Here is a 17,226-nt window from a genome sequence, read left to right as displayed (position 1 = left end):
ATCTTTACCATTTTGTCACCCTGGATTTATTCCGGGGCGGGATCGGCGTACGCATTTCTGTTAGTTATTGTCGCGGTGGCATTTTCGGCAGCACAAGCTTCATGATAATCGGCACGAACACCATAATCAGAACTTGCGCTACGACAAGGCAAACGACTTGCGAGAAGATGAACATCGCAAGGAACGGCGGCTTGTGACCTTCTGGCATCATCGTGAAGTACACAAAGCAGACCATTGCCGTCGTGATTAGTGGCGTGTAAATCAAGTTCGAAGCGAGCGATTCCACGAAATGTGCCTTTGGGGTACGCGGCTGCAGGTGGAACTTGCGGGCGAGGGCTGCATTCACCTTGGGAATTGGCACGAAAAAGCCAATCGCAAAGCTAATGACAAAGCTCAAGGCGAAACATTTCAAGAATCCGATGACAATTGCGATTGTCGGCATCTCGGGCGGGTGTTCCGCCATCAGCTGACCGGTAAGCGAAAGCCCGAAGCTCATCAAAAGCGCCATGATAAATGCAATTTTCAGTCCCACCTTTCTCATTTGCTTTTGCATTTCTGCCGAATGGATGTTCTGTTCTTCCATTTTAATCTCCATACCCTAAAAAATTGATTTTCTCCGTTCTCCTTAAAGAGAGTACCTATAATATATCATCTTTCTTGCAAAACTGTAAACAAAAACAAACGTAATTTATCGAAATTCCAATAAATATTGTAATTTATTATGGTCCGCCATCCTGGAGCGTTTTATGGATAATGAACTTAAACTTTTAATTGGCAAAGACGAAAAAATCATTTATGCAGGGAAGCCCAACAAAAAGTGCTTTATCTTCGAAAGCATTTTTAATCCGTTGCTCCCGTTTGCGTTGATTTGGGGTATCATTGACTTTGGCGTTATCGGCGCTTCGCTCTCGTCCAAAGATGAACACATCGGCTTTTTCTTGGTCCCGTTCATGTTGCTCCACATGATGCCGGTCTGGATTTACTTGGCTGGTGCGCTGTTGTCGTTTAGGCGCTACCAAAATACAAACTATATCATCACGGATAAGGCTATCTATGCGTCTGGTGGTGTTTTCAGCAAGCGCTACAATACAAAACCGTTTGCGGAACTTTCGCACGTGGATTTGCATCGCGGCATTTTTGACCAGTGGTTTGGTGTGGGGGATGTTATCACGACGTCTGCCCAGGCAAATCCTGTAACGCGGAACGGAAGAATGACTTCTACGAATGCGGGTATTTCTATCGATAGTATTTCCAATTACATCGAAGTCTACAACATCGTGAAAAAGCTCCAGCAAGATGTGTACGCTGATGTCATGTACCCGAACGATTTGCGCCCTCGCGAAAACCACGGATACAATACAAAGTATCGCGGATAGCTAGAGCGTTTTTTCCATGCGGGTGCAATCAAAGATGCCCCAGCGGTGCGGTTGATCTCCGATGAGTTTGTACCCAATCTTTTCGTAAAAACCGGTGGCTTCCAAACGGCTGTCGATGACAATCTTTTTGTAACCGCATTCTGCAATCCATTTTTCAGCTTCGCGGACGGCCATGGCACCGAGCTTTTGACCGCGATATTCAGGCATCACGACTACACGCCCGATTGTTGCCGTTTCTGCATCAATCTCGTAGAATCTGCACGTTGCTACGGGGTATTCATCATCCAGTAAAACGATAAACTTTGTGCCGTCGCAATCGTGTTCGTCGAATTCATCACGGAGCGAAATGTGATATGCCCGATTCATTGCTTGGATGCGCACGCTGTACGCACCTGCGCGTTGCCACTCTTCTGTCGCTCGGAGAACTTTGATATCCATGTTTTCCTGTTAATCTCTTGTAACACTATGTAGCTAGAATATATTATATTAACTGATAGAAGGAGAATGGGTATGTCTTTTTTTACCTGTAATTTTTATCGTTCCGTTATCGCTTCTGCTGCGCTTGCCTTTGCGCTTTCCGCTTGTACAGATTCTGATTCAGGATCGGGGACAAATTCGGAGGAACCTGCCGGCGATTCTGTGAAATGCAAGGACGTTTCCGATGAAGCATTCTGTGATCTGCGTGACGGACAAGTTTACAGGACCGTGGAAATCGATAGCATGGTGTGGACCGCCCAGAACATGAATTACTACATGGTCGGTAGCCACTGCTACGATGATAAAGACTCCAACTGCACCAAGTACGGGAAACTCTACAGCAAGTCAACGATTTTCCATATTTGTAAAAACGGTTGGCATGTGCCCAGCAAGGATGAATACGAAAAGTTGTTGAAGTACCTGAATCGCCACCAGGATTACGTTCGCGTGTTCAAGCCGTTATCGGCGGGCTTCCGCAAGACGGATGGAACTTATAGCCTTATCGAAGAGAAGGCGTATTTCTGGTCCTCGACGGAAGTCATCGGGCAAGGTGAGTGCTATGTGGAATTTTCTGATGAAAATCCTGCCGGTAAGTTGATTTGTGGCGGTATGGAACGCGGAGATGCCCTTTCGCTCCGCTGCGTCAAGGACGATTAATCTAGCTTGTCAAAGAAAATCTCGCCGTCTTGCTGGACGATGGTGATGGTGTGCGTGCCTTTGTTGCCCATGTCGTTGTAATGGACGAGGTATTTGCCGTTACCGAGAGGTTCGATTTTTTCGACTTCATGAATGTCCTCTCCATCTTGGGCGTTGCTGCGGAATTTCCAGACGGCGTAGCCGCCACCATCGCTGAACTCGTCATCGTACGCTTTTGAAAGCTCCTGAGCGAGATTCTTTGTGCAATACGTCGCAATGACGGAATCGTTTGCGAACTCATTTCCGAAAATATGCTTGCTGTAGAATGTCTGGATTTTTTCTATGGCCTTGGAGTCTGCGTCGTTGTCGCTACAGGAAAAAGCTGTTGCTGCTGCCAGTAAAATTAAAGACTTTTTAATGAAATTCATATTTTGCTAAGGTAGAATTGTTATAGGCGTTCCGTCTTTGACGGCGTCGTAGATTTCTTCGATTTCGTCGTTCGTGACTGCGATGCAGCCGGCAGTCCAGTCTTTCCACTTGTGCCAAAATTTAAAGAGGAATGCAGGAATTTTGTTCGGATAGCCGTGGATCATGATGTCACCACCGGGCTCGTAATTGCCCTCTTTCGCTGCCTTGATCTGCTCCGCGCTCGGGTACGAAATCTTCAGCGATAAATGAAAAATGCTTTTGGGATTGTGTTTCTCGATGGTATAATTGCCTTCGGGCGTCTTGTTGTCGCCGGATTTGACTTTTGCTCCGACTGGATTCTTACCCAATGAAATTCTGTACGTTTTGGCAATGTTATCACCGTTGCGCAAATACATTTTGCGGTTCGCCTTTTCTACGAGAATGTTGTCGATGGGTGAAGTAAACATGGGTTAAAATGTTGTATGTTAAACATTTTGTAATATACAAAATGTTTAATGGATTGTAAGCAGCGAAGATTGTGCGTTTTATGCGAACTTGATTTCCAATTTTTTCCCTAGTGCCGCTGCGATTTTGTAGAGCGTTTCTACTGTAGGTGTGCCTTTCGGTGTCTCAAAACGCTGGTACGCTTGTGGTGTGAATCCGGCTGCTTTTGCTACTTCTGCTTTTGTTTTGCCTCGACGGGCTTCAAAAATTTTGTACGCAACTTCAATTCTTGGGGATAACTGAATGGCGACAAGGTCTTTGTTTGCATCAGGCATTGTCTTTGGATATACGAACGAATAGCCCATATCAAGGTCGCATTCCATAGCTCCATCGAGAGCGTCTTTTGCCTGCTTAATAGCTTCTTCGCGAGTTTTGCCAAATGCATTTACGTTCGGTAGGTCTGGGAACGAAACCACGTATCCCATATCTTTGTCTTTTTCAATTTTTGCTGCGTAATCCATGATGATTTGAAAAATAAAACATTTGGAATGGTGTTGCAATGGTTGAGGTTGACTCTTTATGTGATGTTTGTAAAATTTTTTCGTGCCCCTTGCCAACATTTCGAAAGATAGGTACAATTACTGCATCCCGAACGCATCTCGTTAATTTAAGGCGAGGTGCGTTTTCGTATTATTGCGATAACGCCTCGAAAAATTGAATGGTTACGAAGGTGACCGAAAATGGAGGCTATGCAATGTCTGTTTATGATATTTTATTGACTTATAGCCAAAAAAAGGCTATATTATGAGTGAATATATAGTGACACTCAAGAAAAGTGCAGAAAAGTCCGCAAAGAAGATGCCCTTGCCGGAACAGATGAAGCTTGCGCAGCTTATGGTCGCACTGAAGAAATCTGGGCCCGTGCAACCATCTTTTATGAACTATTCTAAGCTTGGTGAGGGTAAATATCATTGCCATCTCTCTTTACATTGGGTGGCGTGTTGGAAAAACGAAAAAGGAACCTTAACAATCGAGGTATATTATGCAGGCAGTCGTGAATCGGCCCCGTACGCGAAACACTGAGGCGGCCTCGTTCCGAATTGAGGGTGATGTCCCAAAATTTGTAATAATGTTCTTGGAATCTGCGTTCAAGAAAGCTTTGAAGGTTGAAGTTGCTGATTCCGCAGATGATGCGGTTCCGTTCGAGGAAACGGATTGGTATAAGGAACTCTCTGCATCTATGACTTCTGGCGATGCGGTCAAGGCAGACCGAGGTCTTCGTGGATGGACGCAGAAGGTGCTTGCCGGAAAACTTGGTATTTCAGTACAAAACCTTTCGGAAATCGAACGGAACATCCGTCCGGTGTCAAAAAAGATGTCTCTGAAGCTTGCTGAAGTTTTCGGTACCGATCCTGTGCTTTACTTGAATTTAAATAAGAACGTCAAATAAAGTCATTATTCAAACAGATAATTGTCGCTTCGTTCGTGACAGTAGTCTGTATAGTCGATTTCAATGTAGTAAGTTGAGTCTACGCCACAACCGTTTTCAAGCGGAATGAATCGCTGTGTTATATAGTATGTAGAATCTTTTTCTATAGAGGCAAAATCATAGTTTGGCGATTGTGACGGAAGGCTGTCTTTGTAACCAGCTTCGATAAGGGTGGATGCCCTTCCTTTCCGTACGTTGAATGTAACTATGGGGAATATCGTTTTCTTGTTTCCGCAAAAAACAGTTTCTGCCATGAAATACTTGCCGAATTTCCAGTTGCGGATGTTCTTGAAATCGGCGGGGTCCTTGTCTAGGCGAATCCATTTGGATGAGTCGGAGTTGGGACGAATGAACTCATCTCGGAGCTTGAAGTATACTTCTTCGTCGTTGTATATGGATACATGGACGGAATCCACATTTTTCGGTGGGGTCATGTAAATCGTTAAGCCGCATGGCCAGGACATATCGTACTCGGTTGTACAGAAAAATCCGCAGCATGCCCAACTGCAAAGAAGCAATGCGCTGATAGTTAATGCTTTCCGTTTCATTAGTTTATTTTCTCCTAGACACACAAGTTAGAATATATAAAATAAAAACGTCCAGGGATAGACCTGGACGTTTTTGAAAGGGAGGTGCCCGCTCGGAGGCGGGCATGACATCCTGTGATTACTTTAAGAAGTTCATATACGGCAGCTTGCTGGCGAGTTCCTGCACCTTGTCGGCGTTGGCCATGAGGGCGGAACGTGCGTGCCAAGAACCGTCGAGGAACTGACCGCGCGGACCTTCAGCAAGCGTGAGCTCGATGGTTTCGTCACCCATCTTGAGCGTGCGGCTTTCGGTGCTGGTGACGAGTTCTTCGCTCGGGTGTGCTTCGATCCAGGCGAGAATCTTGTCAGCCACTTCGTGGCTTACCTTGTAGCAGGGAACGCCAATAGCGACGCAGTTGCCGAAGAAGATTTCGGAGTAGCTTTCGGCGATGATGGCGCGGATGCCCCAGCGCTTGAGTGCCTGCGGAGCGTGTTCGCGGCTGGAACCGCAACCGAAGTTCTGGTTCGAAACGAGGATGGAACCGTTCTTGTAGGCCGGATCGCGGAACGGGTGGACCTTGCCCTGAGCAGCGAGGCCAGCGATATCGTCGGCAAAGGCGTTTGCGCCGAGGCCTTCGAAAGTCACGCACTTGAGGAAACGTGCCGGGATGATACGGTCTGTGTCGATGTCGTTGCCGCGTACAGGAACGCCGGAACCTTTAACAATGTCGATAGAATTCATTTTTTAAATCTCCTTGCGTTACTTGATGTACTTGCGGACGTCGGTGATCTTGCCTTCGATGGCGGCTGCTGCCACCATGGCGGGGCTCATGAGGATGGTGCGGCCCGTCGGGCTGCCCTGGCGACCCTTGAAGTTACGGTTGCTGGAGCTTGCGCTGACCTGGCGACCCTTGAGCTTATCCGGGTTCATGGCGAGGCAGAGCGAGCAACCTGCTTCGCGCCATTCGGCACCGGCTTCCTTAAAGATCTTGTCGAGACCGAGCTGTTCGGCTTCCACCTTGATCTTCATGGAGCCCGGAACAACCCACATCTTGACGGTCGGGGCGACCTTGTGGCCCTTGATGATTTCGGCGGCGGCCTGCAAGTCGGAGAGGCGGCCGTTGGTGCAGCTACCCACGAAGGCGATGTCGATCGGGCGGCCAATCATCTGGCTGCCTTCTTCCCAGCCCATGTATTCATAAGCTTCGGAAATGACCTTCTTTTCGCTGCCTTCGAATTCGTCGATCTTCGGCATGTTGCCGTTGAGCGGGATGGCCTGAGCCGGAGTGATACCCCAGGTGACCATCGGTTCGAGGTTGTCGCAGTTGATTTCGACTTCGTCGTCAAACTGAGCGTCGGCGTCGGTAGCCACAGACTTCCAGTAAGCAACGGCTTCGTCCCACTTGTCTGCCTTCGGGGCGTACGGACGGCCCTTGAGGTATTCAAAAGTCTTTTCGTCGGGGTTGCAGTAACCGACGCGGGCGCCACCTTCGATAGCCATGTTGCAGACCGTCATACGGCCTTCCATGCCCATTTCTTCGATGACCGGACCGGCAAATTCGTAAGCATAGCCAACGCCACCGTTCACACCGAGCTTAGCGATGTAAGCAAGGGCAACGTCCTTGGCGGTCACACCCGGCTTGAGCTTGCCGGTGAACTTGATGCGGCGAGTCTTCAAGGGGCTCATGGCGAGCGTCTGGGTGGCGAGAACGTCGGCCACCTGGCTTGTGCCGATACCGAATGCGATAGCACCGAAAGCACCGTGCGTTGCCGTGTGGGAGTCACCGCAAGCAACGGTCATGCCCGGCTGCGTCACGCCTTCTTCCGGGCCAACGATGTGGATAACGCCCTGTTCTGCAGTAGCGGGGCCAAAGAACTTGATGCCGTTATTCTTGGTGTTGTTTTCGATATGGGAGAACATCTCTTCGGAAATGCCGTCCTGGAGCGGGCGGTTGCGTTCCGGGAAAGTGGTCGGGATAATGTGGTCGACCGTTGCAAAAGTGCGTTCCGGGAACAGCACCTTCTGACCTTCTTCGCGGAGCTGCGCAAATGCCTGCGGGCTCGTGACTTCGTGGCAGAGGTGGAGCCCAATAAAGAGCTGGCACTGGCCGCTCGGGAGCTTAGCTACCGTGTGGCTTTCGAAAATTTTCTGATAGAGTGATTTTCCCATAGATTTGTCTCTTTTAGGTTTGTTTTATTGCGGCGTAAATATAGAATTTTTTGAAAATACTTAAAAGGTCGGTATTGAATTTAGATTGCTATTAGAATTGTGTCTGGAGATCCCGTCCCCATTCGCGGATCATGACTACTAAGCAGCATAGCTGCAAGTTGTCAAAGAGAACGGAGTCCGGGATGACATGAAAAAAACACGGCGGAGTAGCCGTGTTCAATGTAGTCTTAACAAGAAAAACTTAAATTAGAACTGTTCAATCTGGGTGTTGAACTTATACTTGTCCTTGTAGTAGGCAAGCATTTCGTTGCTGTTGGAGAATGCGCGGCGCAGCGGATCGCGGAGGGCCGGTTCTCTCTTGACCTTCTTGTTGATTTCCGGAACGACGTCCTTGAAGAAGAGTTCGTTGCTAGCTGCTGCGACGTGGTTCTGGTTGAAGTCCATGTGGTAACGGCGTTCGACCATCTGGAACAAGTCGGACTGGCAGGAGTTTTCAGGCGGCAAGTGGCTTGCAACCGGCATATAGCACTGCTTGATGTAGTCTTGCTTCATGCTGACGATGAGGCTGTCAATGGCGGGAATGTTGTGAACCGAGTCGTTGTGAGAGGCGAGTTCGGCCTTTGGGGTCACGACTCCAGAGCATGCAGAGAAGAATGCTGCGACGAGTGCGAGGGATGCCCAAATGATGGAATTTTTCATGTCCTAATCCTTTTGTTTGACATTGTTTTTTTGCTACATCAATCCCGTGTACCAAAGTTACTTAATTGTGGATTAATTTGCGATAGTATGGGTGTAAATTTACTGTTACGAAAGGGCTTTTTTGGCGTATTTTTACGTTCCGTGTGACGTAAAACACCAATTTTTTTATTTGGAAGTCGGCTTGAACTTGTAAAACCACTTTATTGGGTCGATTACATCGTAGCGGACGTTCCCGATTCTCTTTTTTCCCTTCTTGCTCACAAGCCCTGTAACGATATGGGCGTGCGGTCCGGTGGTGTGCCCTGTGGTGCCGACGGTCGCAATGGGGTCGCCTGGCATGACTTCCTGACCGTTCAAATAAAGGAGCTTGTCGCAGTGCATAAACAAGATAACGTCTTGCTTACGGACGAGTGCAATAATCACGCCTCCACGTTCATCGCGGCTGGTCCAGGCTTTGGCGCCATACGGGGCTAAAATGCGGGCTCCCTGGCGGCTGGCGACGTCTATGCCGTTGTGCTTTCTCTGTGTTGCGGTGGCGGTTTCGTGATAAAATTCCGTAATGTAGGCGATGCTATCCGAAATGACGGATGTCCAGTATTTCCAGGCGGCGCCGATGGTATCTGCAGATGCCGGGCGCTTGATTTCGTCTGGACGCGAGAAACGCAGCGTTGTTCCCTTGGGCGGGATGTTCAGGCTGCCTTTTTCCCAGGCGGTCACGCCGAATCCGTTGTCTTCAAGCGTCTTTGCCACGTAATTCTTGATCATCTTGTCGTTTGTGATGATGGCGTCGAATCGTCCGATGGCGTAACGGGCTATGCGCTGTATGTTTTCCACTCCGTCGAAGGTGTATTCGAACGACGGGGCTACGGAAAGCTGGTTTCTTTCCTGGATGCGGTCGCGGAGGTTGGAATCGCTCCTGTCGATGTCCGTGACAAAGAGGAACGGGGCGATGATGACCGCGATGAGCAAGAGCGGGAACAGGTTGCGGATGATTCTCGGGAATCCGTCGAGTGGATTTTTGACGAGAATGGAAACTTTATGGAGTTTCTTGACGACTTTGGCGAGTTCTTCCGGATTTTTCTGGAAGTCGAGGGCGAAAGCTTCCTTGGTGGCTTTTGCGTTACGGCGGATAGCCTTGCTTGCCTTGGGGTATGCTCTGCGGGCGGGGCGTTCCTTGGAAAGCCACAAAATCTCGATTTTTTGAGCTTCTTTGACGTCTTCTATGAATGACGCTGCCGATTTCATGGACATTGGCGTCACATGCATCATCAAAAGGCGCGCCATAGAGACGAGGAGTCCGACGTTTTCTACCTGTTCTGTCGAAATGATGCCGATGACTTGCGGGGCTATCTTTTCGAGACTCTTGATGTTGTGGTAGAGCGTGCGGAATTCACTATCAGAAGTGGGGAGAGCGTTGGTGCCCGTGATAGTGATATTTGTGTCCGAAGACGAAATGTGGTTAATATCTTCGGCGGTAAGGATTTTTTTTGAAAGGTCTCCGGCTTGGATGGGGGCGTTCCCTTCAAGGGGGCGCTTCCCGGTAAAGTCAATTACAACAAAACGCGCACCGGCGTTAAGTGCCAGTGCGAATTTTTGCAAGGCTTCTGTGGGCAACGCTTCTTCGTCTGAAATGGCGAAAAGCGTGAACCCGCCTTGGTTGTAAAGGTTTTCTAGGACCTTTCTTTGCATGCCTTACTTGGCGGCACCGCGCGGGTAGGAGTAGCCAGAAGGAGGTGCGGCGACGAACTTGTCGACCTGGAGGTAGAGTTCTTCAGCGGATGCTGCCGGGTTGAAGAAAATTTCCTGGTTGCGGTTCTGGCTGCGGCCCTTGATGGGTTCGTTGCGGCGGCCACGGCTAACGATGCCGAGCGGGAGCACTTCAAGGAGCGGGAGGAGACCGAAGTAGCGGAAAAGGCTGAAGTTCTTCTGCCAAGTGGTGCGTTCTGCCAAGATAGCGAAGGTCCCTTCGATGATGGACTTGCTCTGGAGAAGGTCTTCAGAGGTCATCGTCACGAGTTCGTGATTGGTGGGGAAGTTGTTCTGGAAGTTTACCATGTCGCCCTTGAGATAGTTGGCGTCGCAGAGGAATACGAATTTCATTGTTTTTCCTGGTTAGATTTAATGGTTTAATTCAAAATTAGTTATTTCTGGAGCATTTTGTCATATTTTGGAGCCGTTTGGCGGCGGGCGAAAGCCAAAAAAGTTTCAGTTTTACAAAAAATTTACAATAGAAATTGGCTATAACCCGTTTTTTTCGTAAAAAAGGGGATTTTTTCTGAAAATGGCAAAAGAGAGGCTTTTGGAGTGCGGTTTTGCTGTAAGTCGTTGATACTCAAATACTTACGTGAAATTCTTTAACGGAATAGACAAATCTTTCAATTTTTGTTACGGAAAAACATTTTCGAAATATGAAAAGTTTTTGTGGAAAAGCATTATATTTAGAAACGTTTTTAAGGACGTGTGATAAATTTCACTGTGAAATTTTGATTGCGTGTATGGTATCGGAGATCGAAAATGAATAAACTGAAAAGGTCCATGGCGACCTTGATAGCTTCTGCTAGTGTTATAGCAACATCATCGTTTGCGCAAAATCCAGCACCTGCTCCACAAGCGGCACCTGCTGCAGCCCCTGTAAATGAACCCGCTCCCGAACCCGCACCGGCGGTTGCCAATGATGCTCCCCAGGTTAGCGGCATTCCTGGCGAATCCATTATGGAAGGCGGTACATTTTCGAAGATTAAACTCGACAACTTTGTCTCGGACGACACGGACCAGCCCTCGCAGATCCGTTGGAAGGTCAGCGGCAACAAGAACTTAAAGGTGACGATTACTCCGGACCATACGGTTGAAATTGCAACTCCAAGTCCGCTTTGGAACGGCTCCGAAGACTTGACCTTTACGGCAACGGACTCCAGAGGTGCTAGTTCTTCTGAAACGGTGAACTTCTCTGTCGAATCCGTGAACAATCCGCCGGTCGTATCTCAAATCCCAAGCCAGGTGATTACGGAAGGCCAGCAGTTCACGAAGATTCGCTTGGATGACTTTGTTAATGACCCGGACCACAAGAAAGACCTGATTACATGGGATACCGAAGTTGTTCCGGCTGGTGGCGCACAGGCCGACGGCGATTTGTCTGTAACAATTGACGCTGGTCGCGTTGCAACGATTGTGGTTCCTGACAAGCACTGGTATGGTGCTGCAAGAATCAAGTTTATTGCAAATGACCCGGATTACGGTAGCGATAATAAGACCGCTGCATTTACGGTCCAGCCTGTGAACGACCCTCCGACGTTCACGAAGAAGATTCCTGACCAGGTCATTGAAGAAAAGAACCAGTTCGACATGATTTCCCTTGCGGACTATGTCACTGACCCGGATGACGATCCGATGAAGCTCAATTGGACTGTGACGGGTAATAAGGACTTGAAGATTGAAGTCGACAAGTACGGTTCTGCCATTGTGACGCTCCCGAACGAAAACTGGAACGGTCAGGAACGCGTGACGTTTACGGTGACTGACGCTGCCGGTGCTTCTGCAAAGCAGGACGTTTTGTTCAAAGTAAGCTCCATTAACGACCCTCCGGAGTTTGTCCAAAATATTCCTGACCAGACGATTGATGAAAAGCAGGAATTTGCTCCGATTCAGTTGGGGCAGTATGTCAAGGATCCGGACCACCGCATCGAAATGCTCAAGTGGGCTGTTGCAGGTGCTAAGGACCTGAAGGTTTCTGTTTCTGGCGGTGTGGCTACAATCCGCATTCCGAACAAAATGTGGAATGGCTCTGAATCCATCAAGTTCAAGGCCACGGACCCGGATGGCGCTTCTGCTGAATGCGAAGCCATGTTCACGGTCAATTCCGTGAATGACTTGCCGAAGTTCATTCGCCCGATTCCGAACCAGAACATCAACGAAAAGCAACAGTTCACCAAGATCAAGCTTGATGACTTTGTCAAGGATGAAGACCACAAGAATTCCGAACTCTCCTGGGATGTCGAAGTCAAGCACCAGGGCCCGATGCCGGAAACGGGTACGCTCAACGTAACGATTGATGACCAGCATGTGGCTACTGTTGAAATCCCGGACCCGAGCTGGTTTGGCAATACGGTCGCTACGTTCACTGTGATGGACCCGGAAGGTGGTTCTGCAAAGCAGGATGTCGCCCTTAACGTGCGTTCTGTGAACGATCCTCCGGTATTCAAGAAGATTCCGGACCAGTCTGTTGAAGAAAAGAACGAATTTTCTTCGTTTATCTTGGATGACTACTTGAGCGATGCTGACCACGATTTCTCCAAGCTCAAAGTTGAAGTCACTGGCAATCGCGATCTTAAGGTCAATATCGATAACAGATCTCATGAAGTTTCTGTGAAGATTCCGCACGACCAGTGGAACGGTACGGAAACATTGATGTTTACGGCTACTGACCCGGAAGGCGCTCGTGCAACGACCTCTGCCAAGTTTACGGTCAAGGCTATTAACGATCCTCCGGTCATGAAGGATATCCGCGAACAGACCATTAAGGAAAAGGGCGAATTCCAGCCGATCGAACTCGACAACTTTGTTGAAGACCTTGACCACGCCAAGAATCGCCTCAAGTGGACGATTACGGGTAATAAGGAACTCAAGGTGGCTATGGATGGTGCTCGCGTTGTCCGTATTACGCCGCCGTCTCCGCAGTGGCATGGTGCCGAAGCTTTGACGTTCAAGGTTTGCGACCCGGATAACGCTTGTGATGAACGCACGGCAAACTTCACAGTGGAATCCGTGAATGACGTTCCGATGTTTGTCAAGCAGGTCATGCCGCAGACGATCCGTGAAAAGGGTCAGTTCCAGCCGATTAAGCTTGCAGATATGGTGAAGGACTTGGATAACAAGCTTTCTGACCTCTCGTTCTCTGTTTCTAGCAAGCCGGCTGCCGGTTCCAAGAAGAGAGAATCTGAACTCAAGGTCAATATCGATGCAAACAAGGTTGCAACGATTGTCATTCCGAACAAGTTCTGGAACGGTGCTGAAGAAATCACGTTTACAGTAACGGACCCGGAAGGCGCCAAGGCTTCTTCTACGGCTCTCTTTACTGTCGAATCTGTGAATGACCTCCCGGAAATCAAGCAGGTGGCAGACCAGACCATTCAGGAAAAGGGTGAATTCACTCCGTTCAACGTGTCTGAACTCGTGTCTGACCCGGATGACCGCTTTGAAAGCTTGAAGATTGACTTTATGGGCAATAAGGACCTCAAGGTCGATATGTCCAAGGCCGGTATTGTGACGGTCAAGACTCCGAACAAGATGTGGAACGGTTCTGAAAAGGTGACGTTCACGGTGACGGATCCGTCTGGTGCCAAGGCTCGTACGACTGCAACATTTACGGTTGTGTCTGTGAATGACCCGCCGGTTATGAAGGAAATTGCAAGCCAGACCATCAAGGAAAAGGGCTCCTTCAAGCCGATCGAACTTGACAACTACGTTGAAGACCTTGACCACGCCAAGAATCGCCTCAAGTGGAAGATTGAAGGCAACAAGGAACTCCGCGTTGCTATGGATGCAACTCACAAGGTAACGGTGACTCCGCCGAATGCTAGCTGGAATGGTTCTGAAAAGCTCCGCTTCACGGTAACGGACCCGGATGGCGCCTCGGATAGCAAGGAAGTGACTTTCACGGTTGAATCTGTGAACGACGCTCCGGAATTTGTGCGCGATCTCCGCGACCAGTCGATTGACGAAAAGAAGCAGTTCCAGCCGATCAAGCTTGCTGACTTCGTGAAGGATCCGGACCACAAGATTAGCGAACTCAAGTGGACTTTCAAGGTTAGCCCGATTAGCCAGGGCTCTTCGAAGAAGAAGGGCAACGATGAACCTGCTGGTGAAACGCTCCGCGTTCAGGTGGGCGCTGACCAGGTGGCAAATATCATTATCCCGAACAAGTACTGGCATGGTGCTGCAAATATCACGTTTACGGCTACTGACCCGGAAGGTGCTTCTGCAAGCAAGACGGCTCGCTTTGAAGTGCGCTCCGTCAACGACGCTCCGGTCATTGCCAAGGACGCTCCGATGGGTGAAACTATTCTCGAAGGTGGCCGCTTTAAGACTATCCTCCTCTCATCTCTTGCCGAAGACCCGGACCATCCGGCATCTTCCTTGAAGTGGGAAGTTACTGGCAATCGTGACCTTAAGGTGGATATCCGCAAGGACAACACTGTGATTGTCTCTGTTCCGGATAAGCAGTGGAGCGGCAAGGAAAACCTCACGTTCTCCGTGACGGACCCGGAAGGCGCTTATGCTCGCCATAAGATGCTCTTTGAAGTGACTCGCGTGAACGATCCTCCTGCATTCGTGAAGAGAATTCCGGATCAGAAGATCAAGGAAAAGGAAACCTTCAAGCAGATTAAGCTCGATGAATTCGTGAAGGACCCGGACAACAAGCCGAATGAACTCCGCTGGAGAATTACAGGCGCAAAGCAGCTCAAGGCTGAAATCTCTGCAAGCCGCGTGCTTACGGTGACTGCTCCGAACAAGGATTTCTGGTGCGCTCCTGAAATGATGATGCTCGAAGTGAGCGACCCGGATGGTGCAAAGACTTCTCAGACCATCACGTTTGAAATTGTGTCCGTGAACGATCCTCCGGTCTTGAGAGATATCCCGCCGCAGAAGATTCGCGAAAAGGGCCAGTTCAAGGATATCGACTTGAGCAAGTTTGTCCGTGACCCGGATAACACCATGGAGCAGCTCTCCTGGGGTGTCAAGGTCCAGAAGGTTGGCGAACCTGCCAAGAAGAGCAAGAAGGGTAAGAAGGGCAAGAATGATGACGACGAGGAAGAAGAAGTCGTCAAGGATGCATTTAGCGTTGTGATTTATAAGGGCGGTCTCGCTCATATCAACATTGCCGACCCGCATTGGCATGGCGAACGCAACGTGGTGTTCACCGTGAAGGACCCGGATGGTGCAACTGATTCCAAGACCGTTAACTTTGTTGTGGAATCTGTGAATGACGCTCCGGTGATCAGACCGATTCTTGCCCAGACGATCATGGAAAAGGAACACTTTGAACCGATTGATTTGACCAAGTTTGTTTCTGACCCGGATCATCCGACAAGCTCTTTGAAGTTCGAAGTGGCTCCAACACGCGCTCTCAAGGCTACGATCAATGCAAAGAAGCAGCTCGTGGTGACGACTCCGGACAAGTACTGGAACGGTTCTGAAAAGATTCGTCTCGATGTGACTGACCCTGAAGGCGCAAGAGCATCTCAGCAGATTGAATTTAATGTGACTCCGGTGAACGACCCGCCGACGATTATCAAGCATCTTGGCGACCAGAAGATCAAGGAAAAGGAAAGATTCGCTCCGGTGGATCTTGCTAAGATCGTGAATGACCCGGATAACAAGCCGAATGAACTCAAGTGGACTGTTTCTGGAAACAAGGATCTCCTTGTAGATATCAAGAACGGCCGTGCAAGCATCACGACGCCGAACCCGAACTGGAACGGCAAGGAAACGCTCGTGTTCACGGTAATGGACCCGGCTGGCGACAAGCAGTCTACCAAGGCTACGTTCGAAGTCATTCCGGTGAACGATCCGCCGAAGTTTAAGCCGATTCCGCCGCAGGTCATCGAAGAAAAGAAGACCTTCCCGGCTATCAACTTGGCTCAGTATGTTGTTGACCCGGATAACAGCATCGATGAACTCAAGTGGTCTATCGATGGCGAAAATCCGTTTGCTTCTGCAGCTCCTGCAAAGGCTAAGCACAACAAGAAGGATAAGAAGAAAAAGAAGGCTAAGAAGCACGAAGAAGAAGCTCCGGCTCCGACTTTTGGCAAGCATGAACTGAAGTACAACATCAGTGATAAGGGTATTCTCACTGTTGAAATCCCGAACAAGTACTGGAACGGTAGTGAATCGGTGACCATCAACGTGTATGACCCGAGCAAGGAAAAGGCTTCTGTTGAAGTTCGCTTTACGGTGAAGTCCGTGAACGATGCTCCGGTTGTAAAGGAAATCCCGGGTCAGACGACTCTCGAAGGCAAGGCATTCAAGTCTATCAATTTGGATGACTTCGTTACAGATCCGGACCACAAGAAGAACGAAATCCGCTGGAAGGTCTCTGGCGCTAAGAACCTCGACGTGAGAATCAACGCCAACCGTGTTGCTGAAATCAAGCCGAGAAGAGACAACTGGTTCGGTGATGAAACCATCATCTTTACGGCTACTGACCCGGCTGGCGCTTCTGACAAGTCTGTCGTGAAGTTCATCGTGAAGCATGTGAATGCCGCTCCGGTGATGCGCGATATTCCTGACTTTACCATCAGGGAAAATCAGAATGAAGGCGTGATTGCAACGATTAAGCTTGACCAGTATGCTCGCGATAAGGACCACAACTTTGAAGACCTCAAGTGGAAATTCACGGGTAACAAGCAGTTGCAGGTGACTTACGACAAGTCTAAGAAGACTGTGATTGTGGCTCAGCCGTACTCTCACTGGAAGGGCAAGCCGGAACGCATTACGTTCACGGTCACCGACCCGGAAGGCGCAACGGCTCATAAGACTGCAACGTTTACGGTGATTGCCGTGAACAACGCTCCGGAAACGAAGCCGCTCTCTTACCAGACTCGCGAAGGCGAAGTGCTCAAGGTTCCGGCATCTACAGGCCTTATGTCTGCTGCGAAGGACCCGGACGGCGACAAGCTCGAATCTGTGAAGACCGTGATGAAGCCGCGCAATGGTCGAATTGTCTTGAACGAAAAGAACGGTTCCTTCGAATATACCCCGAACAAGGGCTTCTCTGGAATCGACGAATTTACGTACAAGGTGTTTGACCCGTCTGGACTCGGTTCCAAGGTGACGAACGTGGAAATCAGCGTCCAGTTTAAGCCGAAGGATATCCGCAGCAATAGCGCAAACAACAAGAAAAAGAAATAAGGATTTCCTTGTAAAATAAAGAGCGCCTCGTGGTTAAAGCCGCGGGGCGTTTTTTTTGCATTTGTCACCCCCGACTTGTTCGGGGGTCGCCAT

16 protein-coding genes are annotated in these 17,226 nt (G+C 49.2%); 5 read left to right on the top strand and 11 right to left on the bottom strand.

Annotated elements, in window-relative coordinates; translation table 11 throughout:
• Nucleotides 1-64: 64 nt before the first annotated feature.
• Nucleotides 65-583, bottom strand: a complete 519-nt coding sequence (locus tag BUC30_RS08210; protein WP_073424382.1) for a hypothetical protein — start codon at nucleotides 581-583, stop codon at nucleotides 65-67.
• A 163-nt stretch (nucleotides 584-746) separates the two neighbouring features.
• On the opposite strand from BUC30_RS08210, the gene BUC30_RS08205 reads away from it, so the two are divergent.
• Nucleotides 747-1,376 carry a PH domain-containing protein gene (locus tag BUC30_RS08205; RefSeq protein WP_073424381.1) on the top strand — a complete coding sequence of 210 codons (630 nt, stop codon included), beginning with the start codon at nucleotides 747-749 and terminating at the stop codon, nucleotides 1,374-1,376.
• Here BUC30_RS08205 and BUC30_RS08200 read toward each other — a convergent pair whose 3' ends face one another.
• Nucleotides 1,377-1,814, bottom strand: coding sequence for a GNAT family N-acetyltransferase (locus BUC30_RS08200; RefSeq protein WP_073424380.1), 438 nt, complete (start codon nucleotides 1,812-1,814; stop codon nucleotides 1,377-1,379). It lies immediately after the preceding gene.
• Between the two features lie 72 nt (nucleotides 1,815-1,886).
• Between BUC30_RS08200 and BUC30_RS08195 the strand changes: the two genes are divergently transcribed.
• On the top strand, nucleotides 1,887-2,510 hold the full coding sequence (locus BUC30_RS08195; protein WP_073424379.1) for an FISUMP domain-containing protein: 624 nt from the start codon (nucleotides 1,887-1,889) through the stop codon (nucleotides 2,508-2,510).
• On the opposite strand, the gene BUC30_RS08190 is transcribed toward BUC30_RS08195, so the two are convergent.
• The 3 genes from BUC30_RS08190 to BUC30_RS08180 form a co-directional block, all read right to left on the bottom strand.
• Nucleotides 2,507-2,917: a hypothetical protein gene (locus BUC30_RS08190; protein ID WP_073424378.1), complete on the bottom strand. Its 411-nt coding sequence runs from the start codon at nucleotides 2,915-2,917 to the stop codon at nucleotides 2,507-2,509. The genes BUC30_RS08195 and BUC30_RS08190 overlap by 4 nt on opposite strands.
• Nucleotides 2,918-2,923: 6 nt before the next feature.
• On the bottom strand, nucleotides 2,924-3,364 hold the full coding sequence (locus BUC30_RS08185; protein WP_073424377.1) for a L,D-transpeptidase family protein: 441 nt from the start codon (nucleotides 3,362-3,364) through the stop codon (nucleotides 2,924-2,926).
• 78 nt (nucleotides 3,365-3,442) lie between these two features.
• On the bottom strand, nucleotides 3,443-3,862 hold the full coding sequence (locus BUC30_RS08180) for a type II toxin-antitoxin system HicB family antitoxin (protein ID WP_170861520.1): 420 nt from the start codon (nucleotides 3,860-3,862) through the stop codon (nucleotides 3,443-3,445).
• A 283-nt stretch (nucleotides 3,863-4,145) separates the two neighbouring features.
• On the opposite strand from BUC30_RS08180, the gene BUC30_RS08175 reads away from it, so the two are divergent.
• Entirely contained in the window at nucleotides 4,146-4,424 is a 279-nt protein-coding gene (locus BUC30_RS08175; RefSeq protein WP_073424375.1) for a hypothetical protein, read from the top strand.
• 46 nt (nucleotides 4,425-4,470) lie between these two features.
• Nucleotides 4,471-4,791: a helix-turn-helix transcriptional regulator gene (locus tag BUC30_RS08170; RefSeq protein WP_244536555.1), complete on the top strand. Its 321-nt coding sequence runs from the start codon at nucleotides 4,471-4,473 to the stop codon at nucleotides 4,789-4,791.
• Nucleotides 4,792-4,796: 5 nt separating this feature from the next.
• On the opposite strand, the gene BUC30_RS08165 is transcribed toward BUC30_RS08170, so the two are convergent.
• From BUC30_RS08165 to BUC30_RS08140, 6 genes are all read right to left on the bottom strand, one after another.
• Nucleotides 4,797-5,378, bottom strand: a complete 582-nt coding sequence (locus BUC30_RS08165) for a hypothetical protein (protein ID WP_139260813.1) — start codon at nucleotides 5,376-5,378, stop codon at nucleotides 4,797-4,799.
• A gap of 118 nt (nucleotides 5,379-5,496) precedes the next feature.
• Nucleotides 5,497-6,099 (bottom strand): 3-isopropylmalate dehydratase small subunit, encoded by a 603-nt coding sequence (locus BUC30_RS08160; protein WP_073424372.1) that lies wholly within the window; start codon nucleotides 6,097-6,099, stop codon nucleotides 5,497-5,499.
• An 18-nt stretch (nucleotides 6,100-6,117) separates the two neighbouring features.
• Nucleotides 6,118-7,527 (bottom strand): 3-isopropylmalate dehydratase large subunit, encoded by a 1,410-nt coding sequence (gene leuC / locus BUC30_RS08155; RefSeq protein WP_073424371.1) that lies wholly within the window; start codon nucleotides 7,525-7,527, stop codon nucleotides 6,118-6,120.
• Nucleotides 7,528-7,773: 246 nt separating this feature from the next.
• Nucleotides 7,774-8,226: a hypothetical protein gene (locus BUC30_RS08150; protein WP_073424370.1), complete on the bottom strand. Its 453-nt coding sequence runs from the start codon at nucleotides 8,224-8,226 to the stop codon at nucleotides 7,774-7,776.
• 165 nt (nucleotides 8,227-8,391) lie between these two features.
• Nucleotides 8,392-9,915: a M23 family metallopeptidase gene (locus tag BUC30_RS08145; RefSeq protein ID WP_073424369.1), complete on the bottom strand. Its 1,524-nt coding sequence runs from the start codon at nucleotides 9,913-9,915 to the stop codon at nucleotides 8,392-8,394.
• Between the two features lie 3 nt (nucleotides 9,916-9,918).
• Nucleotides 9,919-10,326: a hypothetical protein gene (locus BUC30_RS08140; protein ID WP_072828146.1), complete on the bottom strand. Its 408-nt coding sequence runs from the start codon at nucleotides 10,324-10,326 to the stop codon at nucleotides 9,919-9,921.
• A gap of 414 nt (nucleotides 10,327-10,740) precedes the next feature.
• Between BUC30_RS08140 and BUC30_RS08135 the strand changes: the two genes are divergently transcribed.
• A complete protein-coding gene (locus BUC30_RS08135; RefSeq protein WP_073424368.1) occupies nucleotides 10,741-17,133 on the top strand; it encodes an Ig-like domain-containing protein in 6,393 nt (2,130 codons plus the stop codon).
• The last annotated feature ends 93 nt before the right edge of the window (nucleotides 17,134-17,226 follow it).

This window comes from Fibrobacter sp. UWB7 (assembly GCF_900142945.1).
In the GTDB taxonomy this organism is placed as follows: domain Bacteria; phylum Fibrobacterota; class Fibrobacteria; order Fibrobacterales; family Fibrobacteraceae; genus Fibrobacter.
This window is presented reverse-complemented; position numbering and strand designations above follow the sequence as displayed.